The sequence below is a fragment of the Segatella copri genome, from assembly GCF_019249655.2.
Classification (GTDB): domain Bacteria; phylum Bacteroidota; class Bacteroidia; order Bacteroidales; family Bacteroidaceae; genus Prevotella.
On sequence record NZ_CP137557.1, the window covers coordinates 2,423,270 to 2,439,964 of the forward strand.

The following is a 16,695-nucleotide window of genomic DNA, read 5'->3' on the forward strand; positions in this document are numbered from 1 at the left end:
ATATCTACAGCCACATCATCTTCATCCACGATTTTCCACACCAGTCATAGTTTCTATCACATCCTCCATGGAAACTACGCCACGGAGGTAGCCGTATTCATCTACAATGAAAGAGATGTGCTCTTGCTTTTCCAGCATTTAAGATTCACTGTACTTACGCCCCAGATACAGGGAATACCCATCTGCATGACCAGTCCCTATTTTTATTAAATAACGGGTCTTATGCGGCACAGTTTCGAACAGTTTACCGGCAATCAGGTACGCCTTCTCAAGATATCAGGAAAGTGCGTCCGCATGGACAGTAAGCTTATCGGCAGCAATATCGCTCGCCAGTCTCGTTATGAACTGATACATACAACTTTGGTCAAGTTTCTCAAGACATGCACGCTTTCCGATCTCACCCCAGAGAAGGAAGAACTGGCAAAGGAATACTTGAAAGAGGATTCCTCCAAGACAGTTTACCGCTCTGATTCCGATACGCTTCAGGGCAATCTTGCCAGAATTGGCAATTTCATCATGGAGATGCTGGCAACTTTTCCTGCCACTTCCCCTGCACATGATCTTCTTCAACGTCTGTTTGATGAACAGTATGCCGTAAAGGACGGAAAGGTTGTTCTTCGAGACAAGAAGGAGTTAAAGGCTGACAGTCTTCAGAATCCTAACGATCCTGATGCAACCTATCGTGCCAAGAACGAACAGAAGGTGCAAGGCTATGTGACCAACATCACAGAGACTGTTGAGGAAGGCAAGCCTAGCATTATCACTTCCGTTCAGGTTGAGACAGCAGTATTTGCAGACTGCCATTTTCTTCAGGAGGCCGTGGAAAACAGTGAACGTGTCACGAATTCTACGATTGAAGACCTGTATGCAGATGGTGCCTATCAAAGTCCGGACAATCGAGAGTTTGCAAAGAACCACAATGCCATGCAGCTCAAGACTGGCAAGATACAAGGTGGATGCAGATGGGAACTGATACCGCATGACGAGGATGGTCTTACCATCAGGGAGATTGCTACTGGCAACACCTACGAGGCAGTCAAAGCCGTCACAAAGCAAGGCTCCAGAATGCGATGGAGAATCCCATGGAACAACAAAACCGGTTGGCGTTACTTTGAAGACAAAGACATTAAAGCCTATCAGCTAAGGAAGCAGATAGAAAGCCTTCCTTTGGAGGAACAGCATAAACGGAATAACGTAGAAGCTGCCATGTTCCAATACAGTTTTCATACACGTAATGGCAAGACCCGATATAGGGGCTTGCTCAAACATCGTATGCATGCATATAGCAGATGTATGTGGATGAACCTCCGAAGGATGGTAATATTCCAGATTTCAACATTTCAAAGATCGATATTTGCCCTTTTCGGGCCTATAAGAGAAGCTTTCGGCTCTTTCAATGCGATTTTTCGAAAGATATTCACCAGCGGAGCCGATTGCTATGTTTCACTCAGAATGACCACACTGGTCAGACTGGATTCAAAATATGCCCCTTTTTTAAGTGGGGTCAGTTAATAACATATCTTGCAAGGAGTTCTTCCCATATCCTCAGCTTCCTCCTCGCTTACGTCTTCTATTTCTCCTGAGCAGCGAGAGAGACCACGGCAATCAGGGTCGCTATGATACTTGGTAGAAGTTTCTCCAGTACATATATATACAGAATAAGAAGTGTCTTTGTTAATTGTACATTCTCTTTTCTCTCTGTTGTCACCTTTTTACTACTAGATTCAGACAAGAAATTGTTGATGTTGTACCCATACCATAATTCCTATACCTAAAAGCGATAAAACAATCGGTAATGGCAGCTCCATTCCAAACAACCTTTCTAATTTAAGAGGTTTGAAAACCAAAAGCAATAAATACCAAAAACAATAAGCTATTACAGCACCAGCCAATAGATATACGCCAAAGCATATTATCAATATAAACACTTGCCACATTCTACCACATTTTAATTATCCTACATTTGCTTGTCTCCAAGATAGACAATAGCTGGTCGTAGCGTTTCTCTAACTCTTCGTATTTAGCCTTCCAGACGGAATCATCCTGATGAGACTCTTCTATCTTAGGTTCTTCACGATGAGGAGTCTCTGCAACCATATTAGAAGAATCATTTGCATCTTGGTTGCTTAACTAATTAAACTTAATAGGTTAATCTTTCTAGAGAAAATGTTTGGTAAATAAACCTAAAAAGAGTATCTTTGCAGTCGTAAACAACAAGTTGCTATATATTTAAAAACAAAAGTACTACAAAAAATTAAGATATGCAAGCAAAAAAGATAAAAATTATCAAAGTTTCGCTTGAAAGACTGAAAAAACTTGCTGAGCTGTATGGTTGCAAAAGAGAAACAATCTATAACGTTCTAGCATATAGAAGTCAGAGCAAGCAGTCCGAAGTCTTTAGCCAGAAAGTCTTGAATGTGTTCGGGTGAGTTAAGACTAACAAGGTCGTGTTTTATTAATCTAAAGGAGGTAGATATGACAAACTCAGAAATAAAGGAGCAGCTAGACCGCATTGAGCAGTATTCGATGATTGCCGCCAAATCAATGCTCAACATCAAGGAAGCTGCATTCATCCTTGGCATGAGCGTGGAAGGAGTCAGGATGAACGTCAGGAAACGCATCATCCCCTGCTATAAGCCAAATGAGAACCGACTCTACTTCAAAAAGTGTGAGTTGGAAGACTGGATGATGCAGAACCGATGCAAAAGTATGGCTGAGATAGAATCTGAGGCCGCAGCCTATTGTGTAACTCATTAAGCTGATAACTAATTATATGTGTGGTACAAATTGGGATTGTGATAGCAGCTATTACTCTGCAGGTGGTAATGCTGTCATTATGAGCATTAGCAAGGTCTTCAAAATGATAAGCAGAAGTTTTTGAATATGAATATGCTTGGGTTCAATTCTAGTGCCGATGATTAAGGCATGATGTCATAAAGGCAGATAGGTTAGATGTGTTACCTACCTGCCTTTTTATATTGTCTTTTTGTTTCTTGTTACAATACTGCGTTAAATTAATATTTAATCGTCTGTAAATCAATAACTTATATTAAGAAATGCTTATGAAAACTTAACTATAAAAAATGGTCAAGTCGCTGATTTTCAGTAACTTTGCAAATCACGACAAACGCAAAATTATATGAATACAGGACTTGACCAATATATGGATGTCTTTAAAGATGCAGTTGAAGATTCGGCTGCAAAGTTAACAAAAAGTTTTAAGAAAATACTCATCGAGGTGATAATTTTGTTCATGGTAATACCAAGAAAGATAAATTTCACCCAAATGGGGAGGTATGGCTCGCATGTTGAGCAAACCTATCGCAACGCATTCGGCTTGAAAAAGTCGAAGTGCATTGATTGGCTCAAACTTAATGTATCACTTGCCAAACGCTTCTTCGGTAAACAGGGAAGATGGGCTATTGCCATAGATCCCAGCTACATCAGCAAAGCTGGCAAGAAGACTCCACATATCGGTCGTTTTTGGTCAGGATGTGCACAGTCTGTTAAACATGGTCTCGAAATCATGGGTATTGGTCTCGTAGATATTGATGCCAAAGACAGCATGATGTTAAGAGCCCACCAGTCGCTAAGTAAAAAAGAACTGAGTCTTAGAAACAAGACTATGGTAGATTTCTATATCAGCGTCATTAAGCGTTATCGCAAGGAACTTCTCAAACTCTCAACCCTCATAGTTGCAGATGCCTACTTCTCTACAAGTACATTTGTTAATGGGATAAAGAAAGAAGGGTTCTCTTTGATAAGCCGCTTTCGTGTCAATGCTTGTCTTTTTTATGTCTATGCAGGTCCACGTACGGGAAAACGTGGTCGCCCCAAGACAAAGGATGGCAAGATTGATATGAAGAATCTTGACCTCACTCGAATGGAGAAGATGGAGATGAAAGATATAGAAGGAACAGCTTATACTTTGATTGCCTATTCCAAGGCACTCAAGTGTAAAGTTAGACTTGTCATCTGGCAGATACCGAATGGCAAGAAGAAACTATTCTTCTCTACAGACACCTCGGGTGAAGAGGTACTTCTTTATTATAGAACTTGGTTCCAGATCGAATTTTACTTTAAATGGATTAAGCAACACCTTCACATCAAATCCTTTTATGGAACTTCCGAGAATGCCATATATCTGCAAATCTGGATTGCCATATGCACATACTTGCTTTTAGCTTATGCAAAGAAAGTGATGCACATAGATCAATCGCTACACACTATTTCAAAGAACGTGGGTCTATTCCTTACGGACAAGACTCCTTTAAATGAATATTTAACAAAGCTGTTCCAACAGAAGAGACGGAGGATTGGCTATATCCTAGCCTTTTCAGACCCGATGATTTCTAAACGGGACAGCAGTGTTCCTCCACCAAGTGTTCCCACTTGCTTAGTAGCTGATATATATTGACGCTTAACGACAGTCATGCCATCTATATCATGATTTTCAGGCATATACTTCTCATCCTGGGCAACCTTGTGGTGTTCCATTCCTAAAGGAATCTGGTGGCGTATGCCTCGCATGATTTTCTTTCTCAGAACATCCTGTTCTATCGTCTCCACCTGGATATTGGTTTTGACAGCACACATACCACAACCTATATCCACGCCCACAGCATTCGGAATCACGACATTCCGGGTAGCAAGGACAGTTCCTATAGGCATACCTTTTCCTGCATGTACATCAGGCATCAACGCTAAATGATGAAAAACAAAAGGCAGGCTACAAAGGTTTGATATTTGTTGCCAAGCCGTAGCATCACACATATGTGCCCACATCTTAACAGGGGTTCCATTCATTGCAAATTCTTTCATTTTCTTAATCTCCTATCTTTTTTTGTGCAAAATTACAAAAGCGGTATGCAGTATTTTTGCGTAGGAGTACAAAATCTTCAAATTTCAGCAAAAATCGGCTGTTCAACAGGTTTATCAACTAATCTGCACCCCAATGAGCATGAAGAATCACCTTACTATTGTACTGCCGCAAGAATGGTATAGGATGTTGAAATTACATTCATCATAGCAGTGTCTCGATGGTATAGAACTGCCGATAGAAACGAGGGCAATACCCTTCAAACCGCAGCGTCTAAGCCTCACGGAGGTATTGCCCTCTATTATGAATACCTTATCAAGTGCAAAGATAACCAATTCATCTGAAATCAGCAAGAGAAATGGGGAAAGTTTTAATGTTGATGTATCATTCTCGTTGAAACAGCAGCTGAAAGTCGGACTTCTGCAAGAAAAACCTGCCATTTTGCTCCAATTGGCATGACAGTTTTTGACTGAAATCAAGAAATCATACCCTTTTCTGCATTTTCTTCCCAAAAAATTGTGCGCGCACACAAAAAGGCATTACCTTTGCACTCGAAAAGATTGAATAACGAATAATTAAAGTAAAGAAAGGGTAACATTATGATAGTATTAGGAATGACATTGGCAGTTGTAGCTGCTCTTTTTGCAGAGGTTGTAAATGTAAACAGGAAGATCAGCCTCGGCAAGTAAGCAAGCTTTGAGAGGCATCCATAGGATGCTTCCAATGAAGCTTCTCTAATGGATATTAGATGAGGTAAAGAAGATGTAGATTAGGATAACAGATTGATATAGAGAAAGGATAAGATTATGATGATTTTAGGAATGATTTTAGCTTTGGCTGTTGCAGCATGCGCTGAGTATGGTGCAAGATCCAACATGAAGAACTTCGCTTAACAGGCGATATTTCATGAAAATTTGAGAGAATTGTAGAAAGAAGTTTCCATATATATTATATAGAGATGGCAGTTGCAGGCGTTTGTGAAGATGCTTGCAGCTGCCTTTTCTTTTTGTATCTTTAGAGTGTCGAAATTCAAAATAAAAGTTGTACCTTTGCACCCAAGTTGAGATTACAAAATGAAAAAGGAACGTGAAACGGCAAACAAATATCGTCAGCAAGCTCTTGAAGGAGATTTGATGGCGATGAACAACATGGGTGTCTGCTATGCGCAAGGCATCGGTGTTGTGAAGAATCATGTGATGGCATTTCAGTGGTACATGAAGGCTGCTGAACTGGGAGATACTTACGCATGCTACAATGTGGCAGAATGCTACTACCAGGGAGATGGAGTGGAACAGGATTTCGAAAGAGCTCTTCATTGGTATCTGATTGCAGCAGAGAAAGGAGATGTACAATCACAGGTTAATGCTGCCAATGCATTTTACTTGGGTCAGGGAACTAAAGAAGACCACGTAAAGGCTCACCAATGGTGGCTGAAAGCTGCCCAAAGGGGACATCTTCAGAGCCAAAAGAATGTAGGTGCCAACTATTGGAATGGAGATGGAGTGGAGAAGGACTATAGTTGGGCAGCCTTTTGGTATGAAATGGCAGGTCAGCAAGGTGATGCACAGGCTCAGTTCTCTACCGGATGGTTCTATATGACCGGTACGGGCGTTAAACAGGACAAGCGCAAGGGACTCAAATGGATTCACAGAGCAACTGCCCAAGGATTTGAGCATGCCAAACAATGGTGCAGGGACAATGGTTATAGTATATATTAATAATGTAGTGAAACAAATGAAGACAGATTTACGATTGATACAAGAGCAGCAGCCTCTCATACACAACATAACCAATTATGTGGCTATGAACTTTGTTGCCAACAGCCTATTGGCTATTGGAGCATCATCTATCATGGCGCGTGCCAAGGAAGAAGTGGAGGAAATCAGTAGCAAGAGCAATGCCTTGGCTCTCAACCTGGGTGTTCCGGAAAGCACCACTGCTCACTCGATGATACTGGCAGGGGAAGCTGCCATGAAAAAAAGAATTCCTATCGTATTTGATGTGGTTGGAGTAGGAGCCACCCGCTTTCGTATGGATATAGCATCACAGATTATCCTCAGGTGTCACCCTACAGTCATCAAGGGAAATGCCAGTGAGATTCAGGCATTGTACTCTCACCAGACAGGCATGCAGGGAGTGGATAGTCACCAGGAAACCTATGAGGTTGAGAAACAAGCTAAGAAACTTGCTCAGCAACTTTCCTGTATCATAGTTGTAACTGGAGCCATAGACTTCATCACGGATGGCGAAAGAATGGCTTATGTTCATGAAGGACATCCCATGATGAGCAAGGTTACTGCAATGGGATGTACTGCCACCGGTATCGTTGGGGCATTCCTTGCTGTGAATTCCGATTCTTTGGAAGCAGCTGCTCATGCCATGAAAGCTATGGGAATTGCCGGAGAAAAGGCGGCTTCCATGTCTAGAGGCAATGGTAGCATGATGATTAACTTCCTCGATGAACTCTGCAATCTTGTGGCTTATGTCTAGGATTTTTAGAATCAAGAGACGTTCCTTCATGAAAAGCTTCATTGCTATCAATCTCTTTGGCATGATTGTTACTTGCGAAGAGCTTTCTAAAGAGGAACTCAACCATGAGCTCATACATACGGCCCAAGCAAAGGAGTTGTTGTATATCCCATTCTACCTCTGGTATGTCATTGAATGGTTTTTCTTATTTCTCAGATATCGGGATTGGATGTGGGCATATTACAACATCAGGTTTGAAAAGGAAGCCTATGCTCACCAAGAAGACCTGGAGTATTTAAATCGAAGACATCATTACTGCTATATATGATATAACGTGGGGCGCATATTCTTGCTATTCCCCAATTCTTTGGGGAATAGTTCTACACCTTTTCCCCAGATTCCACAGGGGTAATTTATGGCAGACAAGTTATAAGTCTCAGTATATCAAGCTTATCATCTTTTCTATTATCTTTTGGCATGCAGGTTGCAACCATGAATAGCGGGTTCGACAATGAATCCCAAAACAGAGAAAATAATAATAAATAGTAACAATTTAAAAATAGATAAGATTATGAAGAAGTTCGTTTTTGCAGCTATCGCAGCTATGGTAATGGTTTCAGTAAGCAACGTATTTGCATCAAGCAAAATGATGATAGATAATTCAGAAGTAGTTCCTGTTGACACTGTAGCACCTGAAACTCCAAAGGATTCAGCAGAGATCAGCACACCTGTTTTGCCTCAGGCTGGTGCAGAGGATTCTACAGAGCAGGCGACTCCTGCAGAGACAACAGTAGAGTCTGTAGAAACTACCCAATCTGAGCAGCCAACTGAGGTTCAGGAGACTCCACAGAAGAACGCCCAGCAGGAGTCAACAGAGACAAGGCAGGCTATAGAACAGGCTGCTGTTTCAGAGTAACAAATATTTGATTTCAACATAATTATAACTCAGAGGTCTGCTGGAAGTAATGCCGGCAGACTTCTGCGTTTAATTTAATACATTATTCTTAAAAAAACTTGATAACTCATCTTATAATGAAGTAAATTATGTATTTTTGCATATCATAATTAAGATTAAAGCTATGACAAAGAATACAATGGCAAACAAACTTCCAAGGAAGTTGATTCAAAAAATGGAAATCGTGGGTGAGCAGATTAAGCTTGCCAGATTACGGCGCAACCTGAGCATGGCGCAAGTTGCAGAAAGGGCAACATGCTCGGAAGTTACACTTTGCACGGTAGAAAAGGGATTACCAACGGTTTCCATCGGAATTTACCTTCGTGTACTCTATGCTCTTCAGCTGGATGATGACATCTTGCTCCTGGCTAAGGATGACAAACTCGGAAGGGCATTGCAGGACATAGGATTGAAGAATCGTCAACGAGCATCTAAAAAAGGATAGAAATGGAACGACTGTTTGTTTTCACTGATTTTAACTGGCTCGGCAAAGCGGAGCTGGTAGGGGAGTTGTGTTATGAAAAATTGCGCGGCTCTGACAGTTATGCATTTAAGTTTGATGAGAATTGGCTTAAGGTTCATGCCGGAATTAAGCTTTCGGAAGACATCAACAATTACCCAGGCATGCAATATACCCAGCCAGGAAGTGATATTTTCGGATGTTTTTCTGATGCTTTGCCAGATAGGTGGGGACGTCTTTAATTTTTTGTCTTTTTTTATTTTCTTATTTGAAAATCAATATTTTATGTTGTTTTTGTTCTCCTTCAAGCTCTAATAACCTTCTCTTTGCATCCAACCCTCCGGCAAAACCTGTAAGGAGATGATTGCTTCCGATAACACGATGGCAGGGAATGAAAATGCTGATGCCATTAGCTCCGATGGCACCTGCCACGGCTCTTGTGCCATTGGGATTACCCAAACTTATGGCTATTTCCTTATAGCTTCTTGTTTCTCCGTATGGTATGTTGAGCAATGCATGCCATACTTTTTTCTGAAAATCGGTTCCTATAGGGTGCAACGGAATATCGAATGTCCTGCGGCTGCCGGTAAAATATTCATTCAGCTGCTTCTTGGCCAGTTCCAGGATAGGGGATGTTTCTATCTTGAACTCAGCCTTGATATACCGCGAAAGCCGAAGCTTATTGCGCTCTGAACATGGCATTTCATTCCAATCACAAAGGCACAATTCATCGTCCACCGATGCCAGGATGATTTCTCCACAAGGCGAACTGTAATATTGGATACTTACTTGCTGCATTATATCAGATACGATTGAACAGATTCTTATTTTTCATACAGTTCTATCGGCAAACCATCTGGATCACTGAAGAATACAAATCGCTTGCCTGTATATTCATCCGTACGGATGGGGGCATGAGCGATACCTTTATTGTCAAGTTCATCTATAGCCACCGAAAGGTCATCCACCTCAAAAGCAAGATGACGCAGTCCGGCAGCTTCCGGGTAAGAAGGACGTGCAGGTGGGTTAGGGAAAGAGAACAGTTCTATGACATACGTGTCATCTAGAAAGCAGTCTGCCTTCCAGGAGTCGCGTCCTTCACGATAGTTTTCACTCACAATCTTCATTCCGAGCACATCTGTATAGAAATGCTTGGATTTCTCATAGTCGGAGCAAATCACGGCTACATGATGGATTTTGTTAAGTTTCATTGGATATTGTTTTATTGTTAATCAATGATTTATCAACTACAAATGCTTTATTTACCTCTTTGATATTTTGCTGAAAATTACTTCTCAGAATTTCTTCGTTCTCAGATGACAATAAGGCTCACCACCTGTTTTTTCATAATAATGCTGGTGGTAGGCTTCGCCAATGTAGAATGTCTCCTCTGGCAGGAGCAAGGTATTGACCTCGTCACCCTTACTACGGAGAAGTTCCGTCACATGTCCGGCTGTCTGCTTCTGAGATTCATTACGATAGAAGATACAGCTGCGGTATTGTGGCCCCAAATCAGGACCAACACCATCGGTCTGTGCCGGGTCGTGAATCTCGAAGAAGAGTTTACATAAGCTCTCATATGAAACCTGTTGGGGATTGAACTCCACGATGACGGCCTCTACGTGGTGCGTCTTGTGGTCTCGTACATCGGCATAGGAAGGAAAAGCCTCTTTGCCGCCGGTATATCCTGCCAGGGTATTGAGTACGCCGGGCTGTTTCTGAAACTGATGTTGCGCGCCCCAGAAACATCCGCAGGCAAAGATGCCAACCTCTATACTGCTGTCTTCAGGCGCATGATAGATGTCAACCTGAGAGCATTTTTCGATGGCTGCCTTTATCATTTTCAGTGCCTTGCCATGTTTCTTCTGAAGGCCTGGGTAGTCCTTACCTCTCTGAAAGTTATGCTGAAGGTCATTGTACTTCACTTGAAGTGCTATGGGATTTTGAGAATCGATAATGCTCTGCACATAATCGAAATAATCAGTTCCCGGCTTATGTGTAAGGATGCGAAGGGCATTCACTACACCTGTGGGAATACCTTCATGAAGCAAATCCTCAAAGGAGTAGGAGGTATCTTCTACCACATCATGCAGAAAGCCTGCCATCTTTTCCTCGTCTGTATGTCCCATCAAGCCCACTGTGAGTGGATGAAGGATAACAGGATAGCCATCGCGATCAAGTTGACCGGCATGGGCTGACGTTGCTATACGGAGTGCTATATCAATTGGATTCATTGTTAATTATGTCATTCTATGTTTATAATCTTGTCGTATCTCTTGCCTTGCTAGTCCTGGAATGATTACCACCCTTCATGGAACAAGAATCATATATCTATCGATTCGCCCTCATGTGCTATCTTCCAAAACGGAATTTGTACAACATCGGTAAACTCTTTCATACGCCAGGCGCTTTTGAAACCACTTGCCACAAAATGCATTGGGACAAACAGACCTGTCTGGAATTGCTCTATGAACTGTCTTGCACCACGGGTATAGCCATTACCTATGCGGCCATCTACAGGAAACAGCACAACATCAAAACTATCAGCCATTTTTCTGATGTCCTTGAGTTCACCCAAATATTGCTTCTCGTCTTTTTGAGGGTCTATCTCGCCAAACTCAAAGCTCCAGATGGTTCCACCCTGATAGTCGGAAGTCAAGAACCTGGCGTACCAATTATTCAGATCGCCTGCATGAAAGATACGCTTGCCTTCAACTTCTACTATCCAAGACACACCACTGTCATTACTACCGGCTGCAACTACCTTTAGATTTTTATCGCGCCATGAGTTTCCCTTTACCATCAAGACGTCAGCTTCGTCCTTTTGGCATCTGTGATGTCTGAAGATATCCTTGGAGAGTATATAGGTAAAAGAGGTATGAGGGTAGCACTGGCTCCATGAAAAGATTTCCCGAGAGAAGTGATCTTCATGGAAATGACTTACAAGTACGTACACAGGCTTACCCTTGGACAGAATCACCGGCATACAATCGGCGGGATCCATCCAATAATCGAAGACCAATACGCAGGATTGGGTCTCCACTGCAAAACCACTATGAAAGATATATGTCAGTTTCATGATTCTCATTCTGATTTACGATTGAATCTTTGAATTCTTTCTTGGACGATTTGAAATAGGTATGTTTCATCTTACCGTCCAAAAAAGAATAGCTTTTCTCTTATCCTACTATATTTAAACGGTTTGACGAATCTCATATTTAACCTCCATGCCAAGGATATCCATGATTTTTTCAACCGTCGATAGGGAAGGATTGCCTTTACCGCTCTCTATTTTCTTGATGGTAGAAATGGCTATCTCAGACATGTCAGCGAGATCTTGCTGAGTAATCCCTAAGGCCTTACGCTGCAATTTCATTACTTCTTGAATTTTCATATCAAGTAGTGTATTATATTGTACTTTTCCTGCAAAGGTAACAAATATTTCTAGATTACGCAAGAAAAGGTGCAATATAATGTTCCTTTTATAAAAAATTATAAGTTCATGGGATTTTTCTTGATTATTTGCCATTGGATATTGTTTTTTTTCTTAACTTTGCATGCACAATTCATTATAGAAGTCATGACTATAGAAGAAGCTATCAAACAAAGACATAGTGTACGAAAGTACATACACAAGCCTCTTTCAACTGAGGTAGTTAGAGCACTAGAAGAAAAAATCGGGGAGTGCAACAAAGAGGGTGGCCTTCACATACAACTGGTTACCCAAGAAACTAAGGCATTCTCCGGCATTATGTCATATGGAAAATTCCATGGCGTAGAGAACTATCTCGTAATGGCAGGGCAAAAAGCCGACGATCTTGATGAGCGTATTGGCTATTATGGCGAACAGCTTGTGCTGCTTGCCCAAGCCCTAGGACTCAACACCTGCTGGGCAGGATTAAGCTATCGCAAGGTGAATGAAGCCTACAAGATTGAAAAAGGGGAGAAGTTGACATGCATGATTGCCTTGGGATACGGAGAGTCACAAGGGGTTAGTCACAAAATCAAGACCTTGGAACAGGTAAGCAATGCAACCAGCAATTCTCCTTCATGGTTCCGAAAGGGCGTGGAAGCAGCTCTTCTTGCTCCCACTGCCATCAATCAGCAGAAGTTCTCATTCTTCCTGCAAGACCAGGAAGGTACAAAAGCTGGTTGTAAACCCAAGGTTCTTGCCAAGAGAGGCTTCTCAATGGTAGGATATACTAAGATGGACCTCGGCATTGCCAAGCTTCACTTTGAAATAGGAGCAGGAAAGGAAAGCTTTAAGTGGGTGGTAAAGAAAGGATGAGAGACTTCACGGAAATATGGCAACTTCAAGATTCCATCATTACAGCAGTCAACGCATGCGGTTATGGTGTATGGGATTTGCATGCCACCAGTTGGGGATTTCATCTGGAGTTAACAGAGCATTTGGATGATGCAGAAATCTGCAATATCTGCAGTCAACTTCCGCTTTCTGGAGATTATGAAGGAGAAGGCATAAATGGTTCTGTTCTAAGTTTGTACAACTACTGATTATTGATGTTCAAAAAATAAAAGATAGATTATTATGCAGATATTATTGGCAAATGCAAAAATCATGTTTGATAAGGCAGACAGGAAGCCTATCTCCGTGCCACTCTTCCAATCAGTTGCCAATGTCTTGGCCGAAGAAATGGCAAGGATGAATGTAGAGGAATTGGCTAGGCAACTGGATTGCAGCAGCAAGATTGCAACTGAAAATTGGAAACGCTATCATAATTTTATGGCAACTGAAAAGATGCCTGCTATCCTGGCTTACAATGGTCAGGCTTATAAACATCTGCGTGCCAGTTCTTTAAGTGAGGACTCCTTAGAGTATGCCCAGAAGCATCTCTGGATTACCTGTTTTCTCTATGGTTTACTTCGACCAATGGATGGTATCGTACCTTATCGTATGGAGCATTGCGTATCGCTTGAAGCCACAAACGACAAGCCTGTCAATCAGTTCTGGAAAGACAAACTGACTGATGTTCTCATCGATAGTGTGAAGGCTGACGATGGCATACTCATCCATCTATCAACTGAGGAATATGAACATCTGTTTGATTGGAAAAGAGTATATAAGGAGATAAAGGTAATTCAGCCACTCTTTTATGTCCGCCAGAAAGACGGCAGATTGAAGATGCAGGCTGTATGGGCTAAATCTTGCCGTGGAGCCATGGTGAGATATATCCTGAATAATCAGCTTCTTACTCCAGAGGAACTGGCAGGCTTCAGCTACGAAGGTTTTGAATATGCGCCAGAATTAGGAGAACTTGCTTTCACCCCCACTTTCATTAAATAAGGAACGTTATGGTAAATAGAGCATTTTAGAAAGAGGATTAGGGATATTCCCCTGCCGTTTTAGGGAAAATCCTTACCCAGGCTGGGACTTTTGTCGTACCTTTGCAGCAGAAAAAGAAAATAGAAGTAAAACTTTTAAATAAGATACGATTATGAAGAAGTTGATTATAGCACTTGTAGCAATGTTCAGCATGACATTTACTACAGCTTCGGCAATGAGTTATGAACAGGCTCGCCAGCAGGCTTTGTTCCTTACTGACAAGATGGCTTACGAACTTAATTTGACAGACGATCAGTATGAAGCTGCCTACGAGATCAACCTGGATTATCTCATGGGCGTTGATACTTACGATGATCTCTACGGCGTATACTGGCGCCAGCGTAACCTCGATTTAAGTTACATCCTACTGGATTGGCAATACCGTAATTTCTGCGCAGCAAGCTATTTCTATCGTCCGCTCTATTGGGACGCTGGATATTTCCATTTCGGAATCTACGCCCGATATCCTCGCAGAGACTACTTCTTCTTCGGTCGCCCACATTTCTATGCCGTTTATTGTGGCGGACATAGCTGGAGAATGAATGGCGGCAGAAGCTGGTATCATGGACGTCAATATGGCGCTCCTCGTCATGGTAGCCGTGAACCGCATTTCGGTATGAGAGACAGCTTCAACCGTGGTGATTATGGACGCGGCAAGACTTTCGGCAATATGAACCGACAGAGCAGTACACGCACCACCGTGACCCGCGACCGCCAGTTTGGCAATGTCAATCGCCCGAATAATGGCGGCGGTTCGTTCGGAAGCCGTTCAAATGGATCATTGGAAAACAATCGTTCCAATAGTTCCAGTTCATTCGGCGGAAACCGAGGCGGTAGCTCGTTCGGAACCTTCGGAGGTTCTAGTCGCAGTGAAAATCGCAATAGCAATCGCAGTGGATTCGGAAGCAGTTCTTCTACCTATAGCCGACCATCCAATGGCTTCACCCCTCGTTCTTCTACTCCAAGCAGCAGTTCGTTTGGTGGAAACCGAGGAGGCGGTTCTTTCGGCGGCGGAAGTCGCTCCAATACCAGCGTACGCAGTTCATTCGGCAGCGGAAGCAGCAATGGTGCCCGTTCATTTGGCGGCGGTTCTACCCGCAGCAACAGCGGAAGCCACTTCGGCGGAAGAAGATAGGTTCAATCTCTGGAAGTTTGAATCTTGAAGAGAGGTTCTTTAAAATGGAGCCTTGATGTGAGAACCTTGATGTGAAAAAGGATTCCAATTTAAAACCAAAAGTATATACCAAAAAAAGAAGGGACATTCCAAGTGATTTGGAGTGTCCCTTTGCATTTTTGTTCTTTATCATTAGCTTGAAAACTATGCTGAAGATTATATTCCGAAAAGATATTCGATGGAGCTATAAAGCTGATTGACAAGAATATAGATAACAAAATAGGGAGCAGCCGACTGGATGCCTTCAGACAAGGACTCCCCCATGGCTTCAATCCCCTGCAACCTGTTGCTTACGGCTCCGAAACTCAGACTCATCACGATAACGGAAAAGCAGATGTAGGGCAGGATGCTGCGGCTGAAACTACTTGCCTCTATCCCACCCATCACATTGAGCAGGATGGCGTGGGGAACGATGGTGAGCAGCAGGATTACGGCGATGAACAGAACCAGTTCTATCAATACCAATCTCAAGGCGTTGCAATGGCGATAGATGGTGCGGTCGAAATGCAGCAAACCGCTGGTTTGAAGCGTTCCCCAGGCAATGCAGATGAGCAACAACCCCACGAGCCAGGGCGATTCCAGATTTTCTGTGAAGGAACCAAAGAACCAGCGGATTCCCTCTGGACTGAGCATAGAACGGGGAAAAGCATCGGGCATTGCTGCCGTGATGAGCCATGACATCAAAACCAGTACTATCTGCGCCAAAGCCAGCAGGAGCATGGCGTAAGCGCAAATCTTACTCTTCATCTGGCTTCAGATTATCAATGTCGATGATGCGGAGCTCACAGGCACGGACCACCAGGCGGGTGGCATTAACGCTCATGCCGTTATTGCCATCTGGAAAAAGCTTCTGAACCAGTTCGTTCTGTCGTTTTTCCAGACTCTTCACACCGAAAGGCATTCCACGGAGATTGGTAATCTGCTCCTTGGTGTAACCCAAAGCCAGATGGCGGAGGAAACGCTCGTCGTATTCATCTATCTCGTAGTTGACCAAGGCTTCCTGGCGCATCAGCTGGCTGCTCACACTCTTCTTGAATCTTTCTACTATCTTCTGAAGGATAGGCTGGTTGAAAACCAACTTCTTTCCGCCCATGCACGAAGCCACATCGCCACGGGTGAGCAGTTCCCCACTCTTCAAGATAATGCCGTCGCAGCCTGCATCGAGCACATCCACCCACAGCTTCTCGTTCAATATCTCGCCCGTGAAGATGAGTACTTTCACATCGGGATACTGCTCCTTGGTGTTGCGGCAGATTTCCACGCCCACGGTGGTGGAACCGCCCAGACCCAAATCGAGCAGCACGAGGTCAGGCTTCTGCTGCTTGATGAGTTTCCAATAAGCGATTTCACTATCCGCCGTGCCGATAATCTCGGCTTCCGGAATATCGTTCTTGAAGATTCCTTCCGTGCCCTTCAATTCCAGAGGCACATCTTCTACTATGATTACTTTAAAATTTTCCATTATCTTTATTTA

20 protein-coding genes and 1 pseudogene are annotated in these 16,695 nt (G+C 42.8%); 12 read left to right on the top strand and 9 right to left on the bottom strand.

Going from position 1 to position 16,695, the window contains the following annotated elements; genetic code table 11:
* Window positions 1-294: 294 nt before the first annotated feature.
* Complete coding sequence (locus tag KUA49_RS09820; protein WP_318331603.1) at window positions 295-1,512, top strand: hypothetical protein; 1,218 nt, start codon at window positions 295-297, stop codon at window positions 1,510-1,512.
* 426 nt (window positions 1,513-1,938) lie between these two features.
* On the opposite strand, the gene KUA49_RS09825 is transcribed toward KUA49_RS09820, so the two are convergent.
* Window positions 1,939-2,097, bottom strand: a complete 159-nt coding sequence (locus KUA49_RS09825; RefSeq protein ID WP_218411464.1) for a hypothetical protein — start codon at window positions 2,095-2,097, stop codon at window positions 1,939-1,941.
* Between the two features lie 378 nt (window positions 2,098-2,475).
* On the opposite strand from KUA49_RS09825, the gene KUA49_RS09830 reads away from it, so the two are divergent.
* The gene (locus KUA49_RS09830) at window positions 2,476-2,757 is read left to right on the top strand and encodes a helix-turn-helix domain-containing protein (RefSeq protein WP_218411463.1); all 282 of its coding nucleotides are present in this window, start codon (window positions 2,476-2,478) and stop codon (window positions 2,755-2,757) included.
* 382 nt (window positions 2,758-3,139) lie between these two features.
* Window positions 3,140-4,417 carry a transposase gene (locus KUA49_RS09835; protein WP_256624727.1) on the top strand — a complete coding sequence of 426 codons (1,278 nt, stop codon included), beginning with the start codon at window positions 3,140-3,142 and terminating at the stop codon, window positions 4,415-4,417.
* Here KUA49_RS09835 and KUA49_RS09840 read toward each other — a convergent pair.
* Window positions 4,321-4,821, bottom strand: a complete 501-nt coding sequence (locus KUA49_RS09840; RefSeq protein WP_218411462.1) for an RtcB family protein — start codon at window positions 4,819-4,821, stop codon at window positions 4,321-4,323. The genes KUA49_RS09835 and KUA49_RS09840 overlap by 97 nt on opposite strands.
* A gap of 1,071 nt (window positions 4,822-5,892) precedes the next feature.
* Here KUA49_RS09840 and KUA49_RS09845 point away from each other — a divergent pair.
* From KUA49_RS09845 to KUA49_RS09865, 5 genes and pseudogenes are all read left to right on the top strand, one after another.
* Window positions 5,893-6,537, top strand: a complete 645-nt coding sequence (locus tag KUA49_RS09845; RefSeq protein ID WP_218411461.1) for a tetratricopeptide repeat protein — start codon at window positions 5,893-5,895, stop codon at window positions 6,535-6,537.
* A gap of 16 nt (window positions 6,538-6,553) precedes the next feature.
* On the top strand, window positions 6,554-7,309 hold the full coding sequence (thiM, locus tag KUA49_RS09850; RefSeq protein ID WP_256624726.1) for a hydroxyethylthiazole kinase: 756 nt from the start codon (window positions 6,554-6,556) through the stop codon (window positions 7,307-7,309).
* 550 nt (window positions 7,310-7,859) lie between these two features.
* Window positions 7,860-8,204 carry a hypothetical protein gene (locus tag KUA49_RS09855; RefSeq protein WP_218411459.1) on the top strand — a complete coding sequence of 115 codons (345 nt, stop codon included), beginning with the start codon at window positions 7,860-7,862 and terminating at the stop codon, window positions 8,202-8,204.
* Between the two features lie 163 nt (window positions 8,205-8,367).
* Complete coding sequence (locus tag KUA49_RS09860; RefSeq protein WP_218411458.1) at window positions 8,368-8,688, top strand: helix-turn-helix domain-containing protein; 321 nt, start codon at window positions 8,368-8,370, stop codon at window positions 8,686-8,688.
* Between the two features lie 2 nt (window positions 8,689-8,690).
* Window positions 8,691-8,939 (top strand): annotated as a pseudogene (locus tag KUA49_RS09865) (type II toxin-antitoxin system HipA family toxin); the annotation flags it as partial.
* A gap of 28 nt (window positions 8,940-8,967) precedes the next feature.
* Here KUA49_RS09865 and KUA49_RS09870 read toward each other — a convergent pair.
* The 5 genes from KUA49_RS09870 to KUA49_RS09890 form a co-directional block, all read right to left on the bottom strand.
* Window positions 8,968-9,501: a methylated-DNA--[protein]-cysteine S-methyltransferase gene (locus KUA49_RS09870; RefSeq protein WP_218411456.1), complete on the bottom strand. Its 534-nt coding sequence runs from the start codon at window positions 9,499-9,501 to the stop codon at window positions 8,968-8,970.
* A gap of 26 nt (window positions 9,502-9,527) precedes the next feature.
* Window positions 9,528-9,914 carry a VOC family protein gene (locus KUA49_RS09875; RefSeq protein WP_218411455.1) on the bottom strand — a complete coding sequence of 129 codons (387 nt, stop codon included), beginning with the start codon at window positions 9,912-9,914 and terminating at the stop codon, window positions 9,528-9,530.
* A gap of 84 nt (window positions 9,915-9,998) precedes the next feature.
* The gene (msrA, locus tag KUA49_RS09880) at window positions 9,999-10,478 is read right to left on the bottom strand and encodes a peptide-methionine (S)-S-oxide reductase MsrA (protein ID WP_318331693.1); all 480 of its coding nucleotides are present in this window, start codon (window positions 10,476-10,478) and stop codon (window positions 9,999-10,001) included.
* 548 nt (window positions 10,479-11,026) lie between these two features.
* Window positions 11,027-11,782, bottom strand: coding sequence for an MBL fold metallo-hydrolase (locus KUA49_RS09885; protein ID WP_218411454.1), 756 nt, complete (start codon window positions 11,780-11,782; stop codon window positions 11,027-11,029).
* Window positions 11,783-11,896: 114 nt separating this feature from the next.
* Entirely contained in the window at window positions 11,897-12,232 is a 336-nt protein-coding gene (locus KUA49_RS09890; RefSeq protein ID WP_256624724.1) for a helix-turn-helix domain-containing protein, read from the bottom strand.
* Between the two features lie 51 nt (window positions 12,233-12,283).
* On the opposite strand from KUA49_RS09890, the gene KUA49_RS09895 reads away from it, so the two are divergent.
* The 4 genes from KUA49_RS09895 (at window position 12,284) to KUA49_RS09910 (ending at window position 15,182) form a co-directional block, all read left to right on the top strand.
* Entirely contained in the window at window positions 12,284-12,991 is a 708-nt protein-coding gene (locus KUA49_RS09895; RefSeq protein WP_218411453.1) for a nitroreductase family protein, read from the top strand.
* Window positions 12,988-13,218 (top strand): hypothetical protein, encoded by a 231-nt coding sequence (locus KUA49_RS09900; protein WP_218411452.1) that lies wholly within the window; start codon window positions 12,988-12,990, stop codon window positions 13,216-13,218. Before KUA49_RS09895 ends, KUA49_RS09900 begins: the two co-directional genes overlap by 4 nt.
* A gap of 34 nt (window positions 13,219-13,252) precedes the next feature.
* Window positions 13,253-14,008, top strand: a complete 756-nt coding sequence (locus KUA49_RS09905) for a YaaA family protein (protein ID WP_218411451.1) — start codon at window positions 13,253-13,255, stop codon at window positions 14,006-14,008.
* Window positions 14,009-14,159: 151 nt separating this feature from the next.
* Entirely contained in the window at window positions 14,160-15,182 is a 1,023-nt protein-coding gene (locus tag KUA49_RS09910; RefSeq protein ID WP_218411450.1) for a hypothetical protein, read from the top strand.
* Window positions 15,183-15,377: 195 nt separating this feature from the next.
* Here KUA49_RS09910 and KUA49_RS09915 read toward each other — a convergent pair whose 3' ends face one another.
* Window positions 15,378-15,968 (bottom strand): AbgT family transporter, encoded by a 591-nt coding sequence (locus KUA49_RS09915; RefSeq protein ID WP_256624723.1) that lies wholly within the window; start codon window positions 15,966-15,968, stop codon window positions 15,378-15,380.
* The gene (locus KUA49_RS09920; RefSeq protein WP_218411449.1) at window positions 15,958-16,683 is read right to left on the bottom strand and encodes a DUF5932 domain-containing protein; all 726 of its coding nucleotides are present in this window, start codon (window positions 16,681-16,683) and stop codon (window positions 15,958-15,960) included. Before KUA49_RS09920 ends, KUA49_RS09915 begins: the two co-directional genes overlap by 11 nt.
* Between the last annotated feature and the right edge of the window lie 12 nt (window positions 16,684-16,695).

Coding starts and splice junctions, on each gene's coding strand:
- KUA49_RS09895 (WP_218411453.1), top strand. CDS start 12,284: ATGACTATAGAAGAAGCTATCAAACAAAGACATAGTGTACGAAAGTAC.
- KUA49_RS09915 (WP_256624723.1), bottom strand. CDS start 15,968: ATGAAGAGTAAGATTTGCGCTTACGCCATGCTCCTGCTGGCTTTGGCG.
- KUA49_RS09905 (WP_218411451.1), top strand. CDS start 13,253: ATGCAGATATTATTGGCAAATGCAAAAATCATGTTTGATAAGGCAGAC.
- KUA49_RS09920 (WP_218411449.1), bottom strand. CDS start 16,683: ATGGAAAATTTTAAAGTAATCATAGTAGAAGATGTGCCTCTGGAATTG.
- KUA49_RS09840 (WP_218411462.1), bottom strand. CDS start 4,821: ATGAAAGAATTTGCAATGAATGGAACCCCTGTTAAGATGTGGGCACAT.
- KUA49_RS09875 (WP_218411455.1), bottom strand. CDS start 9,914: ATGAAACTTAACAAAATCCATCATGTAGCCGTGATTTGCTCCGACTAT.
- KUA49_RS09825 (WP_218411464.1), bottom strand. CDS start 2,097: ATGGTTGCAGAGACTCCTCATCGTGAAGAACCTAAGATAGAAGAGTCT.
- KUA49_RS09835 (WP_256624727.1), top strand. CDS start 3,140: ATGAATACAGGACTTGACCAATATATGGATGTCTTTAAAGATGCAGTT.
- KUA49_RS09845 (WP_218411461.1), top strand. CDS start 5,893: ATGAAAAAGGAACGTGAAACGGCAAACAAATATCGTCAGCAAGCTCTT.
- KUA49_RS09820 (WP_318331603.1), top strand. CDS start 295: ATGGACAGTAAGCTTATCGGCAGCAATATCGCTCGCCAGTCTCGTTAT.
- KUA49_RS09855 (WP_218411459.1), top strand. CDS start 7,860: ATGAAGAAGTTCGTTTTTGCAGCTATCGCAGCTATGGTAATGGTTTCA.
- KUA49_RS09830 (WP_218411463.1), top strand. CDS start 2,476: ATGACAAACTCAGAAATAAAGGAGCAGCTAGACCGCATTGAGCAGTAT.
- KUA49_RS09910 (WP_218411450.1), top strand. CDS start 14,160: ATGAAGAAGTTGATTATAGCACTTGTAGCAATGTTCAGCATGACATTT.
- KUA49_RS09890 (WP_256624724.1), bottom strand. CDS start 12,232: ATGGCAAATAATCAAGAAAAATCCCATGAACTTATAATTTTTTATAAA.
- KUA49_RS09900 (WP_218411452.1), top strand. CDS start 12,988: ATGAGAGACTTCACGGAAATATGGCAACTTCAAGATTCCATCATTACA.
- KUA49_RS09870 (WP_218411456.1), bottom strand. CDS start 9,501: ATGCAGCAAGTAAGTATCCAATATTACAGTTCGCCTTGTGGAGAAATC.
- KUA49_RS09860 (WP_218411458.1), top strand. CDS start 8,368: ATGACAAAGAATACAATGGCAAACAAACTTCCAAGGAAGTTGATTCAA.
- KUA49_RS09885 (WP_218411454.1), bottom strand. CDS start 11,782: ATGAAACTGACATATATCTTTCATAGTGGTTTTGCAGTGGAGACCCAA.
- thiM (WP_256624726.1), top strand. CDS start 6,554: ATGAAGACAGATTTACGATTGATACAAGAGCAGCAGCCTCTCATACAC.